The sequence below is a fragment of the Arcicella rosea genome (assembly GCF_040543805.1).
GTDB classification, from domain to species: Bacteria; Bacteroidota; Bacteroidia; order Cytophagales; family Spirosomataceae; genus Arcicella; species Arcicella rosea.
Window position 1 is genome coordinate 319,723 of the sequence record NZ_JBEUMS010000003.1, and the last position, 22,915, is coordinate 342,637.

Below are 22,915 nucleotides of genomic sequence, written 5' to 3' on the forward strand. Positions count from 1 at the left end.
GCCAGGTCTTTTTAATTTTTAAACGTAAGCTTATTTCAAAAATTATACTTTTTTCACCAAGGCAATTGCAGAAACTACATATCGTTTTCCATTTGCTTTGTCCGTACAAAGAAAACGGGTTCTACGCAAATCACCTTTCTCGAAATACCTTCCATTCAATTCGAAGACTTCTCCTTTTTGTAAATTTGTCAATATCATCTTATCTCCTTCATCCGCCAATTTGTCAAACTTTCTTAGCTCTCTCACCAAAGGAGAATAACTCTGCGTGGTAGCTGAAGGATTTTGTAAATATTCTTTTAAAGGAATCAGTATTTGAAGTGGCAAAGCCGATTCATTTAATAACGGTAAAAATACTTCTTTGAAATTCTTTTTCCATTCCTTTCCATGCGGGTTGGGCTTGTTGCCAAACTGCTTAAAGGTAACCAAGTGTGCTACTTCGTGAATATAAGTAACCAAAAATGCGTAAGGATTCAAATCGCCATTAACGGTAATTTTATGTCCTTTATCTCTTCTAAAGGAATAATCACCTAATTTGGATTGGCGAGTACGAGTAATCTTGAAGTTAAATTGATACGTTTCCCATAAGCTAAAGCAATAGTTAACAGCAGTACTAGGGAAGTATTTTTGAAAAACCTCTAAGTCTTTTTTCATGATGCTAATATACAAGAAAACTTTGTTGACATCTGAGTGAAAACTATTGGGCAATAAAAAAGCCTTAACTAGGTTAAGGCTCTTTTCTTTCCATAAGGAAACTGTAATTACTTAGCAGCAGCAGTATCAGCAGCAGCAGTATCAACTACAGCAGCAGTATCAACTACAGTAGTAGTATCAACAGTTACTGAATCAGTTGTAGTAGTTTCAGCTTTCTTTTCTGAACAAGCAGCTAATGAAATCATACCAGCTACTAAAGCGAATGCAAAAAATTTCTTCATTTCGTTGTGATTGGGGTTTGTTTGATACAAATTTATGTACAACTTTTATTCCATGCAAGGAATTGTAAATAAATTTTAAGTATTTCTTAATAATTGATTAAAAATCTAGTTTTTACAGTGTTTTTTCGAAGAAAAATACAAATACAACCTTAAAAACTCTTTTATTTTAAGTTGTTTTTATAAATTCAAGAACAAGACAGACGATGAAAATTAAAATAAAATATAAAAATAGTACTATTTCATAAAATTGACCTCTTTAGTCTATCATAAAAACCTGTATCCTTAAAAGTAAAAGTTTTATGAAGTGTGTAATTAGACATAAAACTAAAACCATTCCCAATTAAATGGCAAGTCAATTGATTCACATTGATTACTTTCTTTGAAAAAGGAATCAAATAATGAAAAATCTCGAAATAATGATTTGAAATTCTGTAGGAAAATGTTGCGAAAAACCATGTTACTCCACCCGAAAAAGTTGCAACGATAAGATATTTTACCATTTCACGGCGAGTCTGACTTGTTTTACGAGCATTAAAGGCAAATAGTTTAGTTAAGATAAAGCCTACAATCAAAGAAATAAAGTACGAAGGAGTAATACTTGCTTCGTAACTAATGGTAAACCAAGATTGAAAAAGACTACTACAAACTAGTTGAATGATAACACCAGTACCAGCAACTAAAAAGTAAACAATTAAATCCTTTTTGTTAAGTAATTTTGAATTTGACAAGATTAAAAGATATTTTTAACTAAATCAGGAGCAAGTCCTAATAAAATTGTTAGTGTCGTTGTAAGAATTAAGATGAATTTATACAGTGGTGAGAGCTCTATTTTTGCGACTTCTCCTTTTTTCATGTAAGCTGCAATGATTGGTTTAAAGTAGTAATAAATACCAACAGTTGACATCAAAACGGCAATCACAAGAATCCATTTAAATAATGATGATGGATTTGAAAAAGCATCACTAAAGACAAAAAACTTTCCAAAGAAACCAGCTGTTAATGGAATTCCTGCAAGTGATAACATTGAAATTGTTAAAGAGAATGCTAATAGTGGATTGTTTTTAGCTAATCCGTTCAACGCATCAAAACTCTCATCTGCTTTACCATTTTTAGCTTGTGCTTCCGATACTACCATCAATACTGCAAAAGCCGTAATTGTAGCAATAGCGTAAGCCAATGAATAGAATAAAAGCGAAGAATTCGTTTCTGGTCTTTTCGCTAAAACTGTAATCAACAAATATCCAGCATGAGAAATACTAGAGTAAGCTAACATTCTTTTGAAGCTTTGTTGATAAACCGCAGTGATATTACCAATGATTAAAGTCGCACAAACAATATACACTAATGGATTTCCCCATAAACCATAAACGGTAGGGAAAGAAATTGACAAAATACGATAAGTAGCCGCAACACCAGCCGTTTTCACGACAGTTGACATAAATGCAGTAAAGATACTTGGTGCTCCATCATAAACATCCGGCGTCCAGAAATGAAAAGGTGCTGCCGAGATTTTAAAGAGTAAACCAACCATTACCAGAATTACCCCTGAATATAATAATGGACCATAAGCACCGCCCATTTGTTCTTTAGCTTTCGCTACTCCTTGAGCAATCCCGTGAATATCAAAAGAGCCCGTTGCGCCATATACCAATGCTACTCCAAATAATAAAATCCCTGTAGCGAATGAACCCATTAAAAAGTATTTTAACGCTGCTTCGTTCGAACGTAAACTGCGTTTGTCAGAACCTGTAAGTACATACATAGAAACTGAAAGAATTTCTAAACCTACAAAAAGCATAATCAGGTTCTCGAAAGTAACCATCATAATAGCTCCTACTGCAGAGAAAAGCAAAATGGCATAATATTCAGCAGGATGCGAATGCTCATCGTCATCACCAAAACTACGAGAGATAGCTACCACTAATAATGTTGATAGTAGAATAATCGTAACAAAATTGACAGAAAGATTATTGGTTTTCAGCATATTGTTGAACCAATAATATTCATGATTCCAGTCTGCAAAATTTAATCCAAGAGCAATAAGGATAAAAACTAGCGTAGCTGGTAACAAGATTTTACGGTTGTTCAAAAACCCTAAAAACAGATTAGAAATCCCGAAGAGTGATAATGCTATAATTGCGTTCATGTTTCAAATTTGAAAACTTGAGAAATTGTGTTTCTGAAAAGTAAAACTTTGCACAAACCCAACAATCAAATTATTTGATGATTGATAATAATTGGCTAACAGCTGGTTCAGTTAATTTTAAGAAAATATTTGGAGCAATTCCCAAAGCAATTACTAAAAACGAAAGTGGGAATAAAACAGCTTTTTCATTGAATGTTAAATCTGTAAATCCTTCTGTAATTTTAGAAGTAATCCCAAACATTGATTTCTGAACCATTCTCAACATATATACCGCACCCAAAATGATGGTTAATCCTGCTACTGCTCCTATCCAAGCATTGTATTCATATACTCCTTTCAATAACAAAAATTCGCCTACAAAACCATTTGTAAGTGGTAAAGCTACTGAACCAAGCATTAAAATGATAAAGTAAACTGTAAGGTTTGGAGTAGTTTGTGTAATACCGCCTAAAAGAGATAATTCACGAGATTTTGCTCTTCTTTCAATAATTTCTACGACGAAGAATAAACCTACAACATTGATACCATGCGCCAACATTTGAATCAAAGAACCTTGAATACCTTCTAAATTTCTTGAAAAAATACCTGCTGACATTAATCCAACGTGAGCAAACGATGAATAAGCAATTAATCGTTTCATATCTTTTTGCTGAATCGCAATCACAGAACCATAAATAATTCCTATTACAGATAGAAGAATCGCAATTCCACCCCATTGATCTACACCAAGTGGCACAATTGGTAAAATAAAACGAATCAAACCATAAACCCCCATTTTCAACATGATACCTGATAAAAGCATTGTTCCTGCTGTAGGTGCTTCCACATAAGTATCTGGTTGCCAAGTATGGAATGGGAAAAGTGGCATTTTAATGGCAAATGCAATAAAAAACGCCCCAAATAAGTAACTCTGAGTTGATAAATCTAAAGCATCTGCTGCTTGATAAATAGCATTAATATCAGCTGAATGTGTTCCTGGCGTCAATAAATACAAGTAAACCAATGCCAACAACATAAACAAAGAACCAAAAATGGTATAAACAAAGAACTTAAATGTTACTTTGATACGATTTTCGCCTCCCCAAATAGCCGCAATAAAATAAATTGGGATTAAAGCTGCTTCGAAGAAGAAGTAAAAAAGGAAAACGTCTTTTGCAGTAAATACACCTATTAATGCTGCTTGCATAAATAAGATGAGCGCATACAAATTTGAACTATTTTTATATTCCGCTCCAAAAGTAGAAAGAATGATAAAAGGTACCATTAAAGTGGTAAGAAATACCAAAATCAAACTGATACCATCAACTCCTACAGAAAATTTTATTCCAGCTGAATGAATCCAATCATAACTTACGCCAAATTGTGAAGTAGCGTCTGGCACAAATGACTTATACAAGTACGCTCCTAAAGCCAACTCAGCAAAAGCAAAGACCAAGGCAACAGTTTTAGCGGTTTCTCCCTTGATGACTAATGTAATTAGCCCTGCAATAATGGGAAGAAGAATGAGAGAAAGTGTTAGCATATTTTTTTATCAATCGGATTTGTAATGAGCAAATCTTTCAATGTATTTATATTGTCTTTAATCTATCCCAAAAGGAAACTTTTCAAGCTCCAAACTAATATCGCTGCAATTGATAAAACCATTGCAAAAATATAATAACCCGTTGTTCCATTTTGAAGTAAACGAACTTCACTTGAAAGTGTTTTCACGAGTTTTCCAACTCCTTCTACAATTAAATCTATTACTAAGAATTCAATTACTTCTCTAAAGAAATTAGAAAGTGCTGTGATTGGTTTTACAAAAAGAGTATCGTACAATTCGTCGATATAATATTTGTTGTAAATTACTTTTTGTAAGCCTGTTTCCTCTCCTTCTGCTACTGGAACGGTTTTCTTCACTACATAAATAAAGTATGCAACGCCCGCAGAAAGTAAAGCAGCAACGACAGAAACAATCATTAATTTAATTTCAAGTGATTCATCTACGGCAACATGTTCAATTGCTGAATGTTCAAACAATGGCGCCATAAATTCTGCTAAACTAGCGTGACCACCAAAAATATGTGGAAAATTAAAGAATCCACCAATGGCAGAAAGTACTGCAAGAATCATTAATGGAGCTGTCATCGCAATTGGCGATTCGTGCAAATGATGTTTTTGTTTTTCCGTTCCTCTGAATTCTCCGAAGAAAGTAAGAAACAATAAACGGAACATATAGAATGAAGTCATTATCGAACCTAAAACACCGAATGCCCACATTAATTTGTTGTGTTCGAAAACATGTGCTAGAATTTCATCTTTCGAGAAGAAACCTGCAAATGGAGGAATACCTGAAATAGCAATCGTTGCAATTAGGAAAGTAATAAAAGTAATTGGTAGTTTTTTACGAAGTCCGCCCATTGAACGAATATCTTGTTCATCAGACATCGCATGAATCACAGAACCTGCTCCTAAGAATAACAAGGCTTTAAAGAAAGCGTGTGTCATTACGTGGAAAAACGAAGAAGAATAAGCCATTACTCCTAAGCCCATAAACATGTAGCCTAACTGAGAAACTGTAGAGTAAGCCAATACTTTTTTAATATCATTTTGGAAAAGACCAATTGAAGCCGCTAATAAAGCCGTTGCCAAACCTACCCAAGCTACAATATCAAGAGTTTCTGGTGCCAATGAATACATAATATTCGAGCGAATAATCATGTAAATACCAGCAGTAACCATCGTAGCAGCGTGAATCAAGGCCGAAACTGGTGTTGGACCAGCCATTGCATCTGGCAACCAAGTATATAATGGAATTTGGGCTGATTTACCCATTGCTCCAATAAATAGAAGAATCGTAATATAGAATAAAGTTTTATCGCCAGAAGAATAACCACCTTCAGCAATTCTACTAAATACTTCTGAATATTCTACAGAACCAAAATGATTGATAATTAAGAAAATACCTAACAAAAAGCCCAAGTCACCGATACGGTTCATAATAAAGGCTTTGCGAGCAGCATTTCCATAATTACTATTTTTATTCCAGAAACCAATCAATAAATAAGAACATAAACCTACGCCTTCCCAACCAATAAACATCACGACATAGTTTGAACCCATTACTAATAAAAGCATGAAGAACAAAAATAGGTTTAAGAAAGCAAAAAACTTACCAAAACCTTCGTCGTGGCTCATGTAGCCAATTGAATAAATATGAATCAAAGTTCCTACGCCAGTAATAATCAAAAGCATTAATAATGACAATTGATCTAACTGAAATGACATCGAAATATTCAAAGTACCAACTGTAATCCAGTCGAATAAATGAATAATTTGCGGTTGACCATTAAAGCCTAAAAACAAGGTTAAAGCACAAGCAAAAGATGCAAATGCCGCCGCAGAGCTAATAATGCCAGCTAAAGATTTAGGAACATGACGGAAACCGATTCCATTGATAAGGAAGCCGATTAAGGGAAATAGTGGAATGAGTGTAATTAGAGACATAATTCTAATTTGAAAGTTTTCTAAGTTGAAGATGATAATGTTTTAAATTGGAAGATTACCATTTCAATTTATTCAACAAACCAACATCAATTGTCTGGATATTTCTGTAAATCATCACAATAATGGCAAGCCCAACTGCTACTTCTGCCGCTGCTACAGCCATGATAAAAAACACAAAGATTTGCCCAGCGGGGTCTGCTTTGTAAGAAGAAAATGCTACCAGTAATAAATTTACTGAATTGAGCATTAATTCTACCGACATGAAGATGATGATTGCATTGCGGCGTGTTAATACGCCAATAATTCCGATACAAAATAATGCGGCACTGAACCAAACATAATAGTTCAAGGGTATTTCTCGGATGACATCAGGTATTTGTTGCATGAGTATTGCGTTTCTGCTTGAGAACTTATTAAAACGAAACTTGTTTTGCTAAATCAAAAAGACCTATTTGTTTGTTTACAGACAAATTAAATAAGAGTTATGAATTATGAGTGATGAGTTGTGATTTTAAAATATTGACATAAAACACTTTAAACCAAACAAAACGTCCTTCACTTTACATAGACTGCTTAATAATGAAAACTTATCAGCAAAATTAAGGAAAAACTGATAAAAGCATAAAAACATAAGACAAAAGTGTAGGTTTATTCTGACCTAACCTTTGTCTTATGCTAATTTACTTGTTATTGAAAGCTCTTAACTTTATTTCTGTGAGTTTTCTTTTGGTATCCATCGGGAAATCGCCCTTCATCATCCAATCATAATAAGAAGGTTCTTCCTTTAATACTTGAACAACTGGCTTGCCTGCGTGTTTACCAAAATTGATTACTTCGATTCCATCTTTATTAAATGCCATTCTTTGAGCAAAGTCAACCAATTTAGACGCTGTGATTTCATGCAAAGCATCCATGTCGTTTTTTACAGGCTCAAATTCTACGCCATTGCTGTCTTTAATTTTTACTCCTTCATAATACTTCACTTGTTCATTCAGTACTTCTAAAGTAGCAATCGTATCTGCTTCTGCAGAATGGGCATCAATTAACTCTTTCTTGCAATAAAATTTATAAGCAGCCGACAAAGTACGAGGTTCCATCAAATGGAAAATACGTTGTGCATCTATTAATCGACGATTCTTAATATCAAAATCTACTTCGTTTCTTAAAAATTCTTCTACTAAAATCGGAACATCGAAACGATTAGAATTAAAACCTGCCAAATCGCAACCTTCTAAAAACTGAGCCATCGACTTAGCTATTTGTCTGAAGGTGGGTTCATTCGCAACATCTTCATCATAAATACCATGTACAAGTGACGATTCGAGTGGAATCGGCATTTCAGGATTTACACGACGGGTTTTTACTGTCACAGTTCCATCAATATTAGCTTTGGCAATACTGATTTCTACAATGCGATCTTTGACAACATTTACACCTGTCGTTTCTAAATCAAAAACGGCAAGTGGTTTACGGAGTTTGAGCTGATGGTTGAGCATATAATATAGACCTCGTTTAGAGGTTTTGCAAAGTTAGCCAAAATAAATCTGAAACGAGTGAGAGTTTAAATTCTTCTTTCTATTTTTGACAATTCATAACATTTCTAACATGGAGTGCGTTACTCTCAAAGAGAAACTATCAATTATTAAATGAAACTTACACAATTCGTACAAGCTCTCAACGAAGAATTTTCCCAGCAAACTTACGGTGAACATCCCGAAGAATTATATGAGCCCATCCGCTATTTAATGTCTTTGGGTGGTAAAAGGATGAGACCATTAATGACTTTAATGGCAACAGCCTTATTCACAGACGATTGGCAAAAAGCAATTAAACCTGCTACTGCGGTAGAAGTTTTCCATAATTTCACTTTAATGCACGATGACATCATGGACAAAGCGCCCTTGCGTCGTGGCAAACCGACAGTTCATGCCAAATGGAATGATAATACTGCCATTCTTTCGGGCGATGTAATGCTAGTGCAAGCTTACGAATTATTGATGTTTGTAGAAGATGCTAAATTTAAAAAAGCTTTAAAAAGATTTAATCGTACTGCCGCAGAAGTTTGTGAAGGACAACAATTAGATATGAATTTCGAAAATCGTGAAAACGTTAGCGAAGAAGAATATCTTGAAATGATTAAATTAAAAACTTCAGTACTCTTGGGTTATGCCTTAGAATTAGGTGGAATTATTGGTGGAGCAAGCGAAAAATCGTGTGATTTACTTTATAACATTGGTCTAAATATTGGTTTAGGTTTCCAACTAAAAGATGATTTATTAGACGTTTACGGCGACCCTGAGAAATTCGGAAAACAAGTAGGTGGCGACATTATTTCGAATAAAAAAACTTTTATGTTGATAGAAGCTTTGGAAAAAGCCGAAGGTGAAACCAAATTAGCTTTAGACAAATGGCTTTCTCTGAAAGAATTTGACGCTACCGAAAAAGTAAAAGCAGTTACAGCCATTTATGATACTTTAGGTATTCGTGAAGTAGCAACGATAAAAATTAATACTTACTTCGATAAAGCTTTTGAAGCGCTAGATTCGCTAAAAGTAGATGAAGACAGAAAGCTTATTCTACGAACATTTGCTGAAACTTTGATTGATAGAGAGGTTTAACGTAAATTTGTAATGAAAGATACTGGCAGTCGAACCAATTGTTTCGGCTGTTTTTGTTTTATAAAAATTGAGAATTTGTCGTTTCATTCAAATTCTTTTCCACAGATATTCTAAAAAAATAATATGTCATTAACTTACATTTTTATTGGAATTACGATTGCACTGAGCCTTTATGCTTGGAATAATCAAACTGTTTTGAATAAGTGGATTATGCATCCATATTCAGTAAAAGAATACAAAGAATACTATCGTTTCTTAACTTCTGGTTTTTTACATGCTGATTATGGACATTTATTTTTCAACATGCTGAGTTTGTATTTTTTCGGAGATATTGTAGAATATTATTTTTCAGAAATTTTCGGCTCAGATATTGGTTCATTGCTTTATGCTGCTCTTTACTTATTAGGTATTATTTTTGCGAATGTGCCAAGTTATGCAGACCATAAAAACGACCGCTATTATAATGCACTGGGTGCTTCTGGTGGTGTTTCGGCAGTTGTGTTTTCAGCAATTCTTTTCCAACCGACGGCTCAGATTTATGTATATTTCTTTCCAATGCCAGGTTTTATTTATGCCATTTTGTATTCGGCGTACTCTTATTATATGTCGAAACGAAATTTAGATAATATTGGGCACTCAGCTCACCTTTATGGTGCTGCTTTTGGAATTGCTTTTACATTGCTCCTAAAACCTTCGTTATTTTCGCACTTTATTAGCCAAATTCTGGGTTGGGCTCTTTAATTTTATATCATTAATCTAATCATAAAAGACAATTAACCCGCTTAAAACTTCTTACTGATAATTTCAAGAATAAGTTTTGAGAAAAAATTAGATTTCACCAATAATCTAATTTGCAAACCGTCTGATAATAAGACTCATAGCTTGCAACTAATTGCTCAAGGCTAATATCATTTATGCAAAAAAGAAAAATTGCCATTTTAGGCTCAACGGGTTCAATCGGAACACAAGCCTTAGAAGTAATAAAAGCCAACGAAGACATCTTCGAAGTAGAAGTATTAACAGCCCAAAACAATGCCGATTTATTAATTGAACAAAGTTTAACGTTCAAACCAAATTGTGTTGTTATTGGCAATGATGATTTATACGATAAAGTACATTCAGCATTAGATAACGCAGGAATAAAAGTTTATGCTGGTGCAAAAGCCTTAGAATCTGTTGTTCAAATGGATTCTATTGACATAGTTCTTACTTCGATGGTTGGTTATGCAGGTTTATTGCCTACTATCAAAGCCATTGAAGCTGGTAAACATATTGCACTTGCCAATAAAGAAACTTTAGTTGTTGCTGGAGAATTAATTACTAAACTTGCCGAAGAAAAAGGAGTAAATATTTATCCAGTTGATTCTGAACATTCTGCTATTTTTCAATGCTTGGTTGGAGAATTTCATAACCCAATCGAAAAAATAATTTTAACAGCTTCAGGTGGTCCATTCAGAGGAAAAAAACGTGAAGATTTGGCAAAAGTAACCAAAGCTCAGGCACTAAAACATCCAAATTGGGTAATGGGTGCTAAAATCACGATTGATTCTGCCAGTTTGATGAACAAAGGACTAGAAGTAATTGAAGCAAAATGGTTATTTGGGTTGAAAGCTTCGCAAATTGAAGTTGTTGTTCATCCGCAATCAATCATTCATTCTTTGGTTCAGTTTGAAGATGGTTCTATGAAAGCACAAATGGGTTTGCCTGATATGAAGCTTCCTATTCAATTTGCTTTGGGATTTCCGAATAGAATAAAATCAGATTTTCCACGTTTCGACTTCACAAAATATCCTTCTCTAACATTTGAACAACCTGATACCGAAACATTTCGTAACTTGCAATTAGCTTTCGAGGCGATGGACAAAGGCGGAAACCTTCCTTGTATCATGAATGCAGCCAATGAAATTGCTGTTGAAGCCTTTTTACAAGACAAAATTGGTTTTTTAGAGATGTCAGACCTCATCGAAAACTGCATGAGTAAAGTGGATTTTATTCAAAAGCCAAGTATTGATGATTATATTCAGACAGACCAAGCAACAAGAAGACTAGCCCAAACGCTAGTTTAATTTCAATATTTAATCAGTAAAAAATCTTAGAACACAAATCGTAAATAAATTTGATTTTACGAGATAACACTTAACAAATGGACGGTTTAGTTATGGCGGGGCAGTTAATTTTAGGACTGTCAATTTTAGTAAGTTTACATGAATTTGGGCATTATATTACCGCAAAGTGGTTCAAAATGCGTGTTGATAAATTCTATCTTTTCTTCGACTTTTTGTTTCCAGTACCTACTGTTTTAAACTTCGCTTTATTCAAAAAGAAAATCGGTGATACAGAATATGGTTTAGGATGGTTTCCATTAGGTGGTTATGTTTCAATTGCCGGAATGATTGACGAAACACAAGATGCTTCAAAATTATCTGCCATTCCTGAACCTTGGGAATTTCGTGGAAAACCAGCTTGGCAACGTTTAATTGTAATGCTTGGTGGAATTATTGTCAACGTAATTTTGGGAGTTGCTATCTACTTCGGTATCAATTATAAAACTGGAAATAATTATATCGCTAAAGACGAACTAAACAAAAACGGTATTTATGCTGGTAGTTTGGCACAAGAAGTTGGTTTTAAAACTGGCGATAAAGTATTGAAAGTAAACGGAAAAGATTTCAAAGAATATAGCGAAATCGGTGGTGCAATTCTCGATGATGATGTTTCTTATACCGTAGAACGTGCTGGAAAAACTATCGAAGTAGTAATTCCTTCTGATTTCTTGAATAAATTATCTGACCAAAAAGACCAATTCATTCAACCATTATATCCATTCAAAATTGCACAAGTAACAGAACCTAAAAAACCTTCTTTATTAAGTAAACTTTTTGGTAAGTCTGCACCAGAAGACTTACCTGCCTACAAAGTCGGCTTGAAAGCGGGTGATAGAATAGTAAGTATGAATGGACATCCAGTTGTTTTCTATCAATTATTAAAAGATAGCTTAACAAAATATGCTGGAAAAAACGTTGCTTTTGGTATTGAAAGACAAGGAAAAGTAGATACCATTAACATGACCGTTACCAAAGAAGGTAAATTAGGCTTTGCAGCAGAACGCATAATCAAATTCTCACACGAAGATTATACCATCGGCCAAGCCTTTGTAATGGGTGCAACAGACGCATTTGATGTAGTTGTGAAAAATGTTAAAGGTTTCAAAAAGATTTTTGCAGGCGATGTTCGTGCCGATAAAGCCTTGAGCGGACCTTTTGAAATTGCTGAAATGTACGGTGCTCACTGGGATTGGTTAAATTTCTGGACACTTACAGGTTTACTTTCAATGGCTTTGGCATTTATGAATTTATTGCCAATTCCTGCGCTTGATGGTGGTCACGCTTTGTTCTTATTGTATGAAATCATCACTGGTCGTCCGCCATCAGAAAAAGTATTAGAAAGAGCGCAACAAGTAGGAACAGTAATCTTGTTAGCCTTAATGGTTTTTGTACTAGGAAACGGAGCATTCAAAGCATTTTTTAAATAAATGACGACTATCAAAAATAACAATATTTTAAAACCTGTCAAGATGAACAATCTTGGCAGGTTTTTACTTTTAGGAATCATCATTCTTTCAAGTAGTTTCAAACTAAGTAATACTTTGCACGCATTTCATACCAGCCTTACCGAAATGCGCTATAATGCTAAAAGTAAAGGGTTTGAAGTAAGTGTAAGAGTATTTACGGATGATTTGGAAAAAGTACTTTCGCACGATAATCAGAATAAGAAAATTATTGTTGAAAACAACGATAAAAACGATGCTTTGGTAGAACAATATGTGAAAAAACACTTTATGTTGGTTAATGCTAAGAATCAACTCAAAGCCATTCAATACATAGGAAAAGAAAAAGAAGGAGACGCAACTTGGATTTACTTAGAATTACCAATGAACGAAGCACTTTCAGGACTAAGATTAAAAAATGATGTACTCATTGATATGTTTGAAGACCAAACTAACATCGTGAATGTCTTTGTAAAAGATGAAAAAAAGTCATTTATCTTCAATGCAAAAACAAAAATTTTCACAATTGATTTTTAAATATTTTCAGAAGAACGAGTTTCCAGCTCGTTGAATTTTCTTTCTAATATCAACAGTAAATCTCTTTTGATTTCTATCCACGGTTGATTGAGGTTCAACGTTTCGACCCTGATTCGATGTTCTTCATAAGTATAAGTGAGGCTTAGACTTTTCTGGACAGTTGGGTACAACAAAATACCTTCCGCTTGTAGGTTGGGCTGGTTTTTCAAGTAGGCAAACATTTGGTATAAATTCCGAGAATGTATTTTCTCGGCATCATAAAAATGCTGAAGTGTTTCTGAATAATACTTTGCATCAATAATAATCTTCCGATTTGAAGGCAATTTGATTGAAATATCCGTTTGCATTTTGGGCAAAAACTGCATTTGTTCTCCCGTAAATTGCCAATGTAAATCTTCTCGAAAGACTTTTGCTTCTGGTACTTCTATTTTATAAAAATTACGTACAAATTCTTCAAAAAGCCTAGCCATTTGGCGTTCATCTCGCAAAAAATCTTTGAATTTTACTTCTCCCGTTTTTTCATGAATGGATAGGTTTTGATGCAACAATTCACAAATATTCAATAGAAAAAGATAATACTGATTATTACGGTGAATCTGAACACTTGAAAAAGTACCATTCCTAATTTCAATTGCATCAACATCCGTTAATTGATACAAAACAGCTTGAATATCTCTCTTCAATTTTCTATCAAGCGTTGGCAGTTTTATAACATTCTGTAATGAAGTTTTTAAGATTTGATTCGGTAAAATATTTATTGAAAGTTCATCAAACTCGCACATTGCCAAACCTTGTTGAAAAAGATTTTTACGAAGAGAATAATTAAAAGCTACTCTTCCTTTAATGCCTTGATAAAGATTTTGTTCAGCAATATATTGTTTATCCAAACCACGATTTATCAAGGCTTTCATGCCTTTTAAAAGTACTTTAGCTAATAAATTAGGCAAATCGGGTACTTCAATCGTAGAAACATTCATCAACTCTTTTTCCTCTAGCCGATTCCAAGCGTAGCAGAGTAAGAAATATATGTTTTCAATAGGAATCATTTTGAGTGTGGAGTTTTGAATGCGGAGTGAGGAGTATTTTTACTAAAAAATAAAAAGCTCAAAGCTCATTACTCAAAGCTACAAGCTAAAAAATATCAAGTAATTTCTTAATTTCAGTTCTTACTTTCTCCTCATTATCAAACCAATATTCTTCTAAAAGAGGAGCGATTTCTAGATTTACAATCCTACGATACCATTTTCGAGTATCTTCTTCGTTAGCAAAAGTTGAAAAATAACTATGTCCAATCTGAAAACCTTTTTGCAGGTTTTTGTCATTCGAAATCACTTGATTTAGCTGAGTAATTGCTTTACTTAGTCTTTCTGCAAAGCTTTTCTCTACTCCTTTTTGAACCAAATATGTCTCAAACTTTTGATTGAAAAGAGGTTCTAAAGTAATAAAAGCGAAACGTCGGCGTAAAGCATAATCAATCATTGCCAAAGAGCGGTCGGCAGTATTCATCGTGCCGATGATGTACAAATTCTCTGGTACATAAAAAGGCTCAGAATCTTTATCACCATAGGTTAAAGGCATTTCGTTCACTCTTCCACGCTTGTCAGACTCAATCAAGAGCAATAATTCACCAAAAATTTTACTCAAATTTCCACGATTTATTTCATCAATAATAAAGAAATGGTCGATACCAGCATTGCGCTGTGCTTGGCGACAAAACTCATAAAATACGCCATTTTTAAGTTTGAAACCTCCGTCACCATCAGGTCTTAAACCTTGAATAAAATCTTCGTAAGAGTACGACTGATGAAACTGTACCATTTTTATCCTGGAATCATCTTGCGTTCCGACCAAAGTATAAGCCAAACGCTTGGCGATAAAAGTTTTGCCCACGCCCGGAGGACCTTGAAGTATGATGTTTTTCTTGTATTTCAGCGTTTCAAGTATTTCCTCAAACTGCTCTTCATCCATAAATAAATCGACTAAAGCATCTTTTTTTTCATAAGGGATTAATACGTCTTCGCTAATCATTGCTTCTTTCTGTGCATCAATCATGGCTTGAATTGCCTCAAATTCATCTTCTGTAATTTTGAATAAACTTCCTTGATTGTTTTTTAATACTTCTGAATCTTTAAAAAATTGAATAGATTTTAGTTCAATCCAGTCAATCGGTTCAGGAACTTTCTCCTTCATTTTAAAGGAAATAATTTCACCATGATAAGGGTCGAAATGAAGTGCTTCGGTGATTTCAAAAATAGCTTTGATTTGTTTTACTGGTGTAGATTCATAGCCAATCACCAAATCGCCTTTTTTAACTGCCTCGAAATACTTATAGATTCTACGTTTATGGTCAAATTCATTGTGGGAAGTATAAGACTGCACTTGTCCAAGTTTGAACGAGTCTATCGACCAAAGGCGTGGATTAACATTTAACCACCAATAATTTCTAGCGTTTTTTTGAGGCATTTCAGAATAATATTTACACAAATATAGGCAAAAAAAACAGCCTGAAATCAAGAAGAAATCAGGCTGTTATACAAGTAATTATCTTTTATCCATTTAATTCAATTGGCTCGCTATGGTCGTTCAGAAATTTGAAATCTGTAATTCCAAAGGAAGTATCTTGAATTAAATTCACCCAAGTTTTATATTTAAAGAACCACTTCATACGAATTGAAGGGAAACCTTTTGTAAAATATGCGTGTAAAAATGGATGTAATAAAATTGTTGGTTTCTTTTCGTTTTGCTTCTCAAGAATGTGTTCTAGATGATGCTCGATAATATCCGAAATAGCAATGCTTGCTGTAATTTTACCTGTTCCGCCACAAGTTGGGCAGTTTTCTGCTGTAACAACATTCATCTCAGGACGAACACGTTGACGAGTAATTTGCATTAAACCAAACTTCGTCAAAGGCAAAATGGTATATTTCGAACGGTCGGTTTTCATTTCTTCTTTCATGATGTCCTGAATCAATTTCTTGTTTTCAGGTCTTTTCATATCAATGAAGTCAATGACGATAATTCCGCCCATATCTCGCAGTCTTAACTGACGAGCAATCTCTTTAGCAGCTTCACGGTTTACACTCAGCGCCGTCGCTTCTTGACCATCCTCATTGTTAGATTTATTTCCAGAGTTTACATCAATTACGTGTAAAGCTTCTGTGTGTTCTACAATTAAATAGCCACCTTGCGGTAAACTTACTGAGCGTCCAAACAACATTTTCAGTTGTTTTTCGATACCCAATTGTTCAAAAACTTTATTTTTGCCTTGGTGAAGTTTCACAATTTTTTCCTTTTCAGGAGCAATATTCGAAACATAATTGCGGGCTTCTTGAAACAATTCGGGCGTATCAACAACAACGCTATCAAAATTTTCATTTAATAAATCTCGCAACATTGATGTTGCACGACTCATTTCACCGATTATTTTGTCACGTGGTTTCGCACTTTTCAGTGCTTTCATACCAGCATCCCATTTAGCGATGGATTCACGGAGGTCTTTATCCAATTCCTCTACTTCTTTTCCTTCGGCTACTGTTCTTACAATCACTCCAAAATTCGCAGGTTTAATCGAAGACATCAAACGTTGTAAACGCTGACGTTCGGCTTTTGCGGTAATTTTTTTGGAGATATTCACCCCATTCGAAAAAGGAACTAAGACTGTGTAACGTCCTGCGATAGAAATATCACAAGATAAACGAGGTCCTTTTGTCGAGATAGGTTCCTTTACAACTTGCACTAAAATCGGCGTATTTTTACTTAATACTTTATCAATTTTATCGTGCTTGTCAATTTCAGGTTCTAGCTTAAAGTTATCTAATCGTCCAGACTGCAATCTTTCAGCGATAACCTCTTTCGTAAATTTGTTTAAGGAATTGACGTTCGGACCTAAGTCATGATAATGAAGAAAGGCGTCTTTCTCATAGCCAATATCAATAAAGGCAGCGTTCAATCCCGTTACCATCTTCTTGACCGTCCCGAGATAAATATCTCCGACTGAAAAGTGTGGTTCAGACTCCTCTAAGTGGTATTCCACAATACGCTTGTCTTGCAACAAAGCTATGCGGTCACCTTTGGGAGTCGAATTGATAATTAATTCATTACTCACAGGTGATTAAAGCATTTAGAAATGAAAGAGATATGAAGGACGTCGTAGTTAGTGAGTATGCTTTTGAGTTAAGTCTTTAAAAAATTAGGAAATTACAGATATGTGCGAGCCTAGAAAAAAAGGAGAAAATCGATTTTTTATTAGGGGAATCATCGTTTAAAAACGATAATTATTAAATGAAATCTGTCTGTAATTTAATTTTTTTAAGTTGACTTTAATGTGGGTGAATATCTTGGTTAAGCAAATGATTTTATAAATAATCTCGTTAAATTTCATTTATTAACAATTAAAACATCGAGTATTAATACTCAGTGAATTTCTTCAAAATCAATACATATCCCCAAAATGTCATGACCAATAATTACATAAAAAACTGAGAATGAAACCTTTATGTAATTAAACTTTTCTTTCAAGCAAACAATCTCACAAAAACAACAAAAACAGGCAAACTCCATAAAGGAGATTCTGCCTGTTTTTTGGGTATCAAGGCGAAAGGAAAAAAGAGTCGTAATAAATATTTACTTTGCCCATTCCTTATTGCCTTAACTACTTCTTCTTATGTCTACTTTTTCTAAGACGCTTCTTTCTTTTGTGCGTTGAGATCTTATGTCTCTTTCTTTTTTTTCCGCAAGGCATGATTATAAAAGGATTTAAATGTTAAAAATATGTTTAATTTTTTTGTATTTCTGATGCTAAAGAAGCTCGAAAAGTAATATTTAAAATACAATATTACTTTAATTTTGACAGAATTTCATTTGCTGCGGCTTTTTCTTGTGAATCTGTACTATTATTCAGTACTTTTTCAAGAATTTCCTTGGCTTCTTCCTTTCTGTCTAGTTCAGCTAAACAATATCCTAAATTCAAAGCCGCCTTTGAATTCGACGGGTTATTCTTTAAAATTTGTTTGAAACGATCAACCGCTTTTCCAAACTGATTTGAACGAATCGATAAAATACCTAAACTGAACAAAGCTGGTTCATAATCTGGTTCCTTTGCAATTACTTCTCTCAACATCGTAATTCCCTGCATGGGCGTAGAAGTTGAAACGTAAGTCATTGCCATGTTGGTTTTTGCCAACAAGTTTTCAGGATTTTTCGCCAAAACTTTCGTAAAAATCTCTCTGGCCTTTTCCCCTAACACAGTTGTTTTTTCCGCTTGAAGCGAGTAGGTAAATGCTTCGTAATACAAATTACCTGCTTTCATCAAATTCGTTTCTGAGGGTTCGATTTTGGCTACTTCCTCGGCATAATAAGCAGCACTGTCGAAGCGAGTGTATTCCACAAATTTAGCGATTAATTCATCCGCTGCCTTCATTTTTACTTTCGCAGTACTCCCATTCAAATAACTCCCCTTCAATTGCGCAATCACACGTTGCTGTTCAACACTCAATGTTGCTCCATGACTTTCGGCACTCTCTTCTGTTTTCGATGCTGTCGCTTTATCACGATTAGCAGTTGCAGCAGGGGCTTCATTTGAAGATTGCTCTAACGTCCTTTTCTCATCGCTAACAACTACTTTGGGTAAACTGTACAAACCGCCAACTAATCCGAAGGCAATTACGATGATAATGATAAAAGACTTTTGCATGATTTCTTAGTTTTTTAAGCTATTAATTTATCTGTTAAGGTAAATTTAAAACCCAAATCACTGTTAAAGCGCCACCCACGGATAACAAAGAATTTGAACAGACAACTAAACTTAATCTATTTTGCGTTTGACTTAACCTGTTCTACAAAAGTTTTTGCAGGTTTGAAACTAGGAATAAAGTGTTCTGGAATCTCAATTGAAGTATTCTTAGAGATATTACGAGCGATTTTGTGTGCTCTTTTCTTGTTTACAAAACTTCCGAAACCTCTTACATAAATTGGTTCACCATTCGCAAGGTTGTCTTTAACTACCGAAAAGAAAGACTCAATTGCACTTGATACATCTGCTTTGTCGATACCAGTCTTGTCTGAAATTTCTGCGATTACGTCTGCTTTAGTCACTTTTTGAAAATTTTAGGATTAATAAAAAATATGTTAAACAAATAATGATTGGTTGCGTTTCAGCATTGAAAATAACGGTAGAGTTCACCTTGAATTTAGTGATGAAATCATTACTTTCGTAACCCCTTGATTATTAAGGGTCACAAAGGTACGGCTTTGGTTTGAATTATGAAAGAAACAAAAAAATATTATCCGAACTTTTTTTTCGTAATTGCTTAATTTTGAACCGTTTGCCAAAACTGAAAACCGTTCTCGAATATCAATTTTTACGTGATTTTCTTGAAAAAGCAACAAAATCACTCATTTTAAGTACAAATCTCTATTTGTGAACAAACAAACTACTCATCCCTTGAAAAACGATTTTTTCTCAAAAAAAATTACGAATTGGTATCTTCAAAATAAACGAGATTTACCTTGGCGAAACACTCAGAATCCATATTACATCTGGTTATCTGAAATTATTCTTCAACAAACTAGGGTTGCACAAGGCATGCCTTACTATTATAAGTTTGTGGAGGCCTTTCCTACTGTACAAGATTTAGCAAATGCTGATGAAAACGAAGTACTCAGGCTTTGGCAAGGTTTGGGCTATTATTCCAGAGCAAGGAATTTGCACAAAACCGCCAAAATGGTTGTGGAAGATTATAACGGAGTATTTCCAGAAAAATATTCGGAATTATTAAAATTAAAAGGAATCGGCACTTATACTGCGGCGGCGATTGCCTCTTTCGCTTTTGGTGAAAAAGTAGCTGTTTTAGATGGTAATGTTTACAGAGTATTGTCAAGAGTATTTGGTGAAACAACCGATATTTCGGGCAAGGATGCTAAGAAAGTATTTACACAATTGGCTGAAAGTGTATTACCGGCAAGCGATTCGGCTACGCACAACCAAGCCATTATGGAATTCGGAGCAATGCACTGTACTCCTGCTTCGCCCGATTGTATGTTCTGTACACTGGCGATGGAATGTGTGGCGAATGCCACTGGACAAGTATCCTTATTACCAATAAAAACGAAAAAGGTAAAAGTAAAAGAACGTTTTTTTAATTACTTTATCATCGAACAAAATGGTAATTTTGCCATGCGTAAAAGATTAGGAAGAGATGTTTGGGAAGGAATGTATGATTTTTATCTGAAAGAAATTGAGGAAAATATTCAAGATTTATCGTATCTTGCTATGGAAGACACTTTCTTGTCTGAATTAATAAAAAACTCCTTAATCAAAAGAGAATCAAGCATATACACCCATATACTTACTCATCAGCGCATACAAACAAAATTTTGGCATTTAGAAGTAGATAATCATTTTCTCTTACATTTGCCACAAGAACTTGAATGGTACAACCTCAATGAAGTTGATGATTTACCTAAATCAACCTTGGTAAATAATTACTTAAAAGAGTATGTATTTGAATAAAAAATAGATTTTTAGAATGAACTTTTTTTACTTGGTAAAAGCTAAATCATAGCATTAGCACCTTGGTATAAATTGGTAAGTTGTAAGTTTTTCATTAAATTCACATAGGTTCTCAAACTTTTAAAAACAAACAAAAATGGCTGGCGTAAACAAAGTAATTCTTTTAGGAAGATTGGGCTCTGATCCAGAAGTAAGATCCCTACCGAGTGGCTCGAAAGTGACAACTTTTAGCATTGCAACCTCTGAGGCATACAATAACAAGGATGGGCAAAGAGTAGAACAAACAGAATGGCATAGAATTGAACTTTGGGACAATTTGGCTAACATCGCAGAACAATATCTTCATAAAGGAGATTCAGTGTATGTAGAAGGCAAAATTCGTACTGAAGAATATACTGATAAAGATAATATCGTAAGAAAAACAATTAAAATTAGAGGTACTTCAATGACCTTAGTTGGCGGTAGAGCAAGTAATGAAGGAAGTGCAGAAAGTGGTTCAGCAATGCCAGCACAACAGCAACGTCCAGCACCAGTAAGAACGGCAGCACCAGCGCCTGAATTCAATAATAATACTGGTAGTGACGACAGTGATGATTTACCATTTTAAATTATAAGTTATTTGGTGATTAGAGATTGGTAATTAATATTTTTCATTCGAAACTATCAAAAAAGATAGCCTGAAAATGCTTAATTACCAATCATTTCAATTTAATCACTAGAAACTAAAACCCATTATATTTTGGAAACCCGATTATCCGACGAACCTCACCCGATTTTGGTGCTTTTAGCCCAAGTTGAAAGCACCTCTTCTTATAGCGTTTATGGAATCAATGCCTTGATTCTATTGGGCTTATTAATTTTATCAGCTTTATTGGCTGGCTCTGAAGTTGCATTCTTTTCATTATCTGCCGAAGAACGTGCTGCTTGCCGTGATAGCGACAGCGGAACAGAACGAAAAATCTCTAAATTACTAGACAAACCACAGTTACTTCTTGCTACTTTATTGATTTCCATCAATTTAGTCAACATTACCTTTATTACCATTTCTACTTATGTAACCGAACAAGTAGTTGGTGAAGAACAAAAGGAAGGATTAGTAGCTACATTAGTCCTTTTAGTAGGTGTTACTTTTATCATTACATTTTTTGGAGAACTCATTCCTAAAGTATGGGCGCAACAAAACAACCTTCGCTTTGCCAAAATCACCGCTCCATTATTAGAAATTGCGACCATCGTTTTTCAACCTCTTTCTTCGCTTTTATTAGGAATAAGTAATGTTATCGAAAAAAGAGTAGAAAGAAAAGGTTATACCATCACTGCCGACGAACTAAATCATGCCCTAGAAATTACCACGGGTACAGACACATCAGAACAAGAAAAAGACATTTTAAAAGGCATTGTAAACTTTGGAAGTACTTCGGCAAAAAGTGTAATGCGTTCAAGAAGAGACATTACTGCTTTTGATATTGCTTTCGACTTCCACGAATTGATGGATAAAATCAATAAATCTGGCTATTCGAGAGTTCCCGTTTACAAAGAAACCATTGATAAAATAGAAGGTATTTTGTACATCAAAGACCTTTTACCTCATCTTGAAAAAGACGAACATTTTAAATGGCAAGATTTGTTGCATCAAACTTTTTTCATTCCAGAAAGTAAAAAAATTGATGATTTACTCTATGATTTTCAAGAGAAAAGAGTACACATGGCAGTGGTAGTCAATGAATATGGAGAAACGGAAGGCATTGTGACGATGGAGGATATTATCGAAGAAATTGTAGGCGATATTCATGATGAATCGGATGTAGAAGATTTAGGTTATGTGAAATTTAACGATGGTTCTTTTGAGTTTGAAGGAAAAGTTTCTTTAAATGATGTCTGTCGTGCTTTGGGGCTTGATAATGATTATTTTGATAAAGCCAGAGAAGACAGTGAATCGCTTGCGGGACTTTTGATTGAACTTTTCACAAGACTACCACATGCTGGCGAAGAAATTGAATACGAAAAATATAAATTCAGAATTTCTTCAGTCGATACTCGTAGAATCAAAAAAGTAAAAGTAACGCCCAAAGTAGAAGAAGAAATCAATACAAATACGCCACCAAAGGAAAGTGAATAGGCTTTTCAAGATCAATCTCA

Annotated in this window: 21 protein-coding genes; 8 read left to right on the forward strand and 13 right to left on the reverse strand. The window is 34.3% G+C overall.

The genetic code is table 11. From position 1 onward, the window contains the following. Nucleotides 1-42: 42 nt before the first annotated feature. From ABID42_RS05890 to ABID42_RS05925, 8 genes are all read right to left on the reverse strand, one after another. Complete coding sequence (locus ABID42_RS05890) at nt 43-651, reverse strand: SprT-like domain-containing protein (RefSeq protein ID WP_367282850.1); 609 nt, start codon at nt 649-651, stop codon at nt 43-45. Nucleotides 652-758: 107 nt separating this feature from the next. Further along, nucleotides 759-932, reverse strand: a complete 174-nt coding sequence (locus ABID42_RS05895) for a PG1828 family lipoprotein (protein ID WP_184137199.1) — start codon at nt 930-932, stop codon at nt 759-761. Nucleotides 933-1,171: 239 nt separating this feature from the next. Then, entirely contained in the window at nt 1,172-1,660 is a 489-nt protein-coding gene (locus ABID42_RS05900; RefSeq protein WP_323258636.1) for a GtrA family protein, read from the reverse strand. Between the two features lie 2 nt (nt 1,661-1,662). Then, nucleotides 1,663-3,078 (reverse strand): NADH-quinone oxidoreductase subunit N, encoded by a 1,416-nt coding sequence (locus ABID42_RS05905; protein WP_323258637.1) that lies wholly within the window; start codon nt 3,076-3,078, stop codon nt 1,663-1,665. Between the two features lie 70 nt (nt 3,079-3,148). Further along, the gene (locus ABID42_RS05910) at nt 3,149-4,600 is read right to left on the reverse strand and encodes a complex I subunit 4 family protein (RefSeq protein ID WP_367282851.1); all 1,452 of its coding nucleotides are present in this window, start codon (nt 4,598-4,600) and stop codon (nt 3,149-3,151) included. Nucleotides 4,601-4,662: 62 nt separating this feature from the next. Continuing rightward, on the reverse strand, nt 4,663-6,564 hold the full coding sequence (gene nuoL / locus ABID42_RS05915) for an NADH-quinone oxidoreductase subunit L (protein WP_367282852.1): 1,902 nt from the start codon (nt 6,562-6,564) through the stop codon (nt 4,663-4,665). A 55-nt stretch (nt 6,565-6,619) separates the two neighbouring features. Beyond that, nucleotides 6,620-6,949: an NADH-quinone oxidoreductase subunit NuoK gene (gene nuoK, locus ABID42_RS05920; protein ID WP_184137192.1), complete on the reverse strand. Its 330-nt coding sequence runs from the start codon at nt 6,947-6,949 to the stop codon at nt 6,620-6,622. Between the two features lie 295 nt (nt 6,950-7,244). Then, nucleotides 7,245-8,060, reverse strand: coding sequence for an exonuclease domain-containing protein (locus ABID42_RS05925; protein WP_367282853.1), 816 nt, complete (start codon nt 8,058-8,060; stop codon nt 7,245-7,247). Between the two features lie 150 nt (nt 8,061-8,210). Here ABID42_RS05925 and ABID42_RS05930 point away from each other — a divergent pair, with 150 nt between their 5' ends. The 5 genes from ABID42_RS05930 to ABID42_RS05950 all read left to right on the forward strand — a co-directional run bounded on the left by ABID42_RS05930 (nt 8,211) and on the right by ABID42_RS05950 (nt 13,266). Continuing rightward, nucleotides 8,211-9,182 (forward strand): polyprenyl synthetase family protein, encoded by a 972-nt coding sequence (locus ABID42_RS05930; protein ID WP_367282854.1) that lies wholly within the window; start codon nt 8,211-8,213, stop codon nt 9,180-9,182. A gap of 123 nt (nt 9,183-9,305) precedes the next feature. Further along, a complete protein-coding gene (locus ABID42_RS05935) occupies nt 9,306-9,923 on the forward strand; it encodes a rhomboid family intramembrane serine protease (RefSeq protein ID WP_367282855.1) in 618 nt (205 codons plus the stop codon). Between the two features lie 173 nt (nt 9,924-10,096). Further along, a complete protein-coding gene (locus ABID42_RS05940) occupies nt 10,097-11,248 on the forward strand; it encodes a 1-deoxy-D-xylulose-5-phosphate reductoisomerase (protein ID WP_367282856.1) in 1,152 nt (383 codons plus the stop codon). Nucleotides 11,249-11,325: 77 nt separating this feature from the next. Then, a complete protein-coding gene (gene rseP / locus ABID42_RS05945; RefSeq protein WP_367282857.1) occupies nt 11,326-12,714 on the forward strand; it encodes an RIP metalloprotease RseP in 1,389 nt (462 codons plus the stop codon). Further along, on the forward strand, nt 12,715-13,266 hold the full coding sequence (locus ABID42_RS05950) for a DUF6702 family protein (RefSeq protein WP_367282858.1): 552 nt from the start codon (nt 12,715-12,717) through the stop codon (nt 13,264-13,266). Here the strand turns inward: ABID42_RS05950 and ABID42_RS05955 are convergent. The 5 genes from ABID42_RS05955 to ABID42_RS05975 form a co-directional block, all read right to left on the reverse strand. Further along, the gene (locus ABID42_RS05955) at nt 13,263-14,312 is read right to left on the reverse strand and encodes a 5-methylcytosine restriction system specificity protein McrC (protein WP_367282859.1); all 1,050 of its coding nucleotides are present in this window, start codon (nt 14,310-14,312) and stop codon (nt 13,263-13,265) included. The genes ABID42_RS05950 and ABID42_RS05955 overlap by 4 nt on opposite strands. Before the next feature lie 85 nt (nt 14,313-14,397). Next, entirely contained in the window at nt 14,398-15,729 is a 1,332-nt protein-coding gene (locus tag ABID42_RS05960; RefSeq protein ID WP_367282860.1) for an AAA family ATPase, read from the reverse strand. An 85-nt stretch (nt 15,730-15,814) separates the two neighbouring features. Continuing rightward, a complete protein-coding gene (locus ABID42_RS05965; RefSeq protein WP_184135077.1) occupies nt 15,815-17,371 on the reverse strand; it encodes an Rne/Rng family ribonuclease in 1,557 nt (518 codons plus the stop codon). 729 nt (nt 17,372-18,100) lie between these two features. Continuing rightward, entirely contained in the window at nt 18,101-18,958 is an 858-nt protein-coding gene (locus tag ABID42_RS05970) for a tetratricopeptide repeat protein (protein WP_367282861.1), read from the reverse strand. A gap of 116 nt (nt 18,959-19,074) precedes the next feature. Next, the gene (locus ABID42_RS05975; RefSeq protein ID WP_184135073.1) at nt 19,075-19,359 is read right to left on the reverse strand and encodes an HU family DNA-binding protein; all 285 of its coding nucleotides are present in this window, start codon (nt 19,357-19,359) and stop codon (nt 19,075-19,077) included. A 325-nt stretch (nt 19,360-19,684) separates the two neighbouring features. Here ABID42_RS05975 and mutY point away from each other — a divergent pair, with 325 nt between their 5' ends. The 3 genes from mutY (at nt 19,685) to gldE (ending at nt 22,895) form a co-directional block, all read left to right on the forward strand. Then, the gene (gene mutY / locus ABID42_RS05980) at nt 19,685-20,776 is read left to right on the forward strand and encodes an A/G-specific adenine glycosylase (protein WP_367282862.1); all 1,092 of its coding nucleotides are present in this window, start codon (nt 19,685-19,687) and stop codon (nt 20,774-20,776) included. Nucleotides 20,777-20,912: 136 nt separating this feature from the next. After that, nucleotides 20,913-21,383: a single-stranded DNA-binding protein gene (locus ABID42_RS05985; RefSeq protein ID WP_367282863.1), complete on the forward strand. Its 471-nt coding sequence runs from the start codon at nt 20,913-20,915 to the stop codon at nt 21,381-21,383. A 132-nt stretch (nt 21,384-21,515) separates the two neighbouring features. After that, entirely contained in the window at nt 21,516-22,895 is a 1,380-nt protein-coding gene (gene gldE / locus ABID42_RS05990) for a gliding motility-associated protein GldE (RefSeq protein WP_367282864.1), read from the forward strand. The last annotated feature ends 20 nt before the right edge of the window (nt 22,896-22,915 follow it).

Excerpts from the sequence above, each read along its gene's own strand:
- ABID42_RS05950 (WP_367282858.1), top strand. The coding sequence starts at position 12,715 with ATGACGACTATCAAAAATAACAATATTTTAAAACCTGTCAAGATGAAC.
- ABID42_RS05925 (WP_367282853.1), bottom strand. The coding sequence starts at position 8,060 with ATGCTCAACCATCAGCTCAAACTCCGTAAACCACTTGCCGTTTTTGAT.
- ABID42_RS05930 (WP_367282854.1), top strand. The coding sequence starts at position 8,211 with ATGAAACTTACACAATTCGTACAAGCTCTCAACGAAGAATTTTCCCAG.
- ABID42_RS05895 (WP_184137199.1), bottom strand. The coding sequence starts at position 932 with ATGAAGAAATTTTTTGCATTCGCTTTAGTAGCTGGTATGATTTCATTA.
- ABID42_RS05935 (WP_367282855.1), top strand. The coding sequence starts at position 9,306 with ATGTCATTAACTTACATTTTTATTGGAATTACGATTGCACTGAGCCTT.
- rseP (WP_367282857.1), top strand. The coding sequence starts at position 11,326 with ATGGACGGTTTAGTTATGGCGGGGCAGTTAATTTTAGGACTGTCAATT.
- ABID42_RS05910 (WP_367282851.1), bottom strand. The coding sequence starts at position 4,600 with ATGCTAACACTTTCTCTCATTCTTCTTCCCATTATTGCAGGGCTAATT.
- nuoK (WP_184137192.1), bottom strand. The coding sequence starts at position 6,949 with ATGCAACAAATACCTGATGTCATCCGAGAAATACCCTTGAACTATTAT.
- ABID42_RS05905 (WP_323258637.1), bottom strand. The coding sequence starts at position 3,078 with ATGAACGCAATTATAGCATTATCACTCTTCGGGATTTCTAATCTGTTT.
- nuoL (WP_367282852.1), bottom strand. The coding sequence starts at position 6,564 with ATGTCTCTAATTACACTCATTCCACTATTTCCCTTAATCGGCTTCCTT.
- ABID42_RS05890 (WP_367282850.1), bottom strand. The coding sequence starts at position 651 with ATGAAAAAAGACTTAGAGGTTTTTCAAAAATACTTCCCTAGTACTGCT.
- ABID42_RS05955 (WP_367282859.1), bottom strand. The coding sequence starts at position 14,312 with ATGATTCCTATTGAAAACATATATTTCTTACTCTGCTACGCTTGGAAT.
- ABID42_RS05985 (WP_367282863.1), top strand. The coding sequence starts at position 20,913 with ATGGCTGGCGTAAACAAAGTAATTCTTTTAGGAAGATTGGGCTCTGAT.
- ABID42_RS05970 (WP_367282861.1), bottom strand. The coding sequence starts at position 18,958 with ATGCAAAAGTCTTTTATCATTATCATCGTAATTGCCTTCGGATTAGTT.
- ABID42_RS05940 (WP_367282856.1), top strand. The coding sequence starts at position 10,097 with ATGCAAAAAAGAAAAATTGCCATTTTAGGCTCAACGGGTTCAATCGGA.
- ABID42_RS05960 (WP_367282860.1), bottom strand. The coding sequence starts at position 15,729 with ATGCCTCAAAAAAACGCTAGAAATTATTGGTGGTTAAATGTTAATCCA.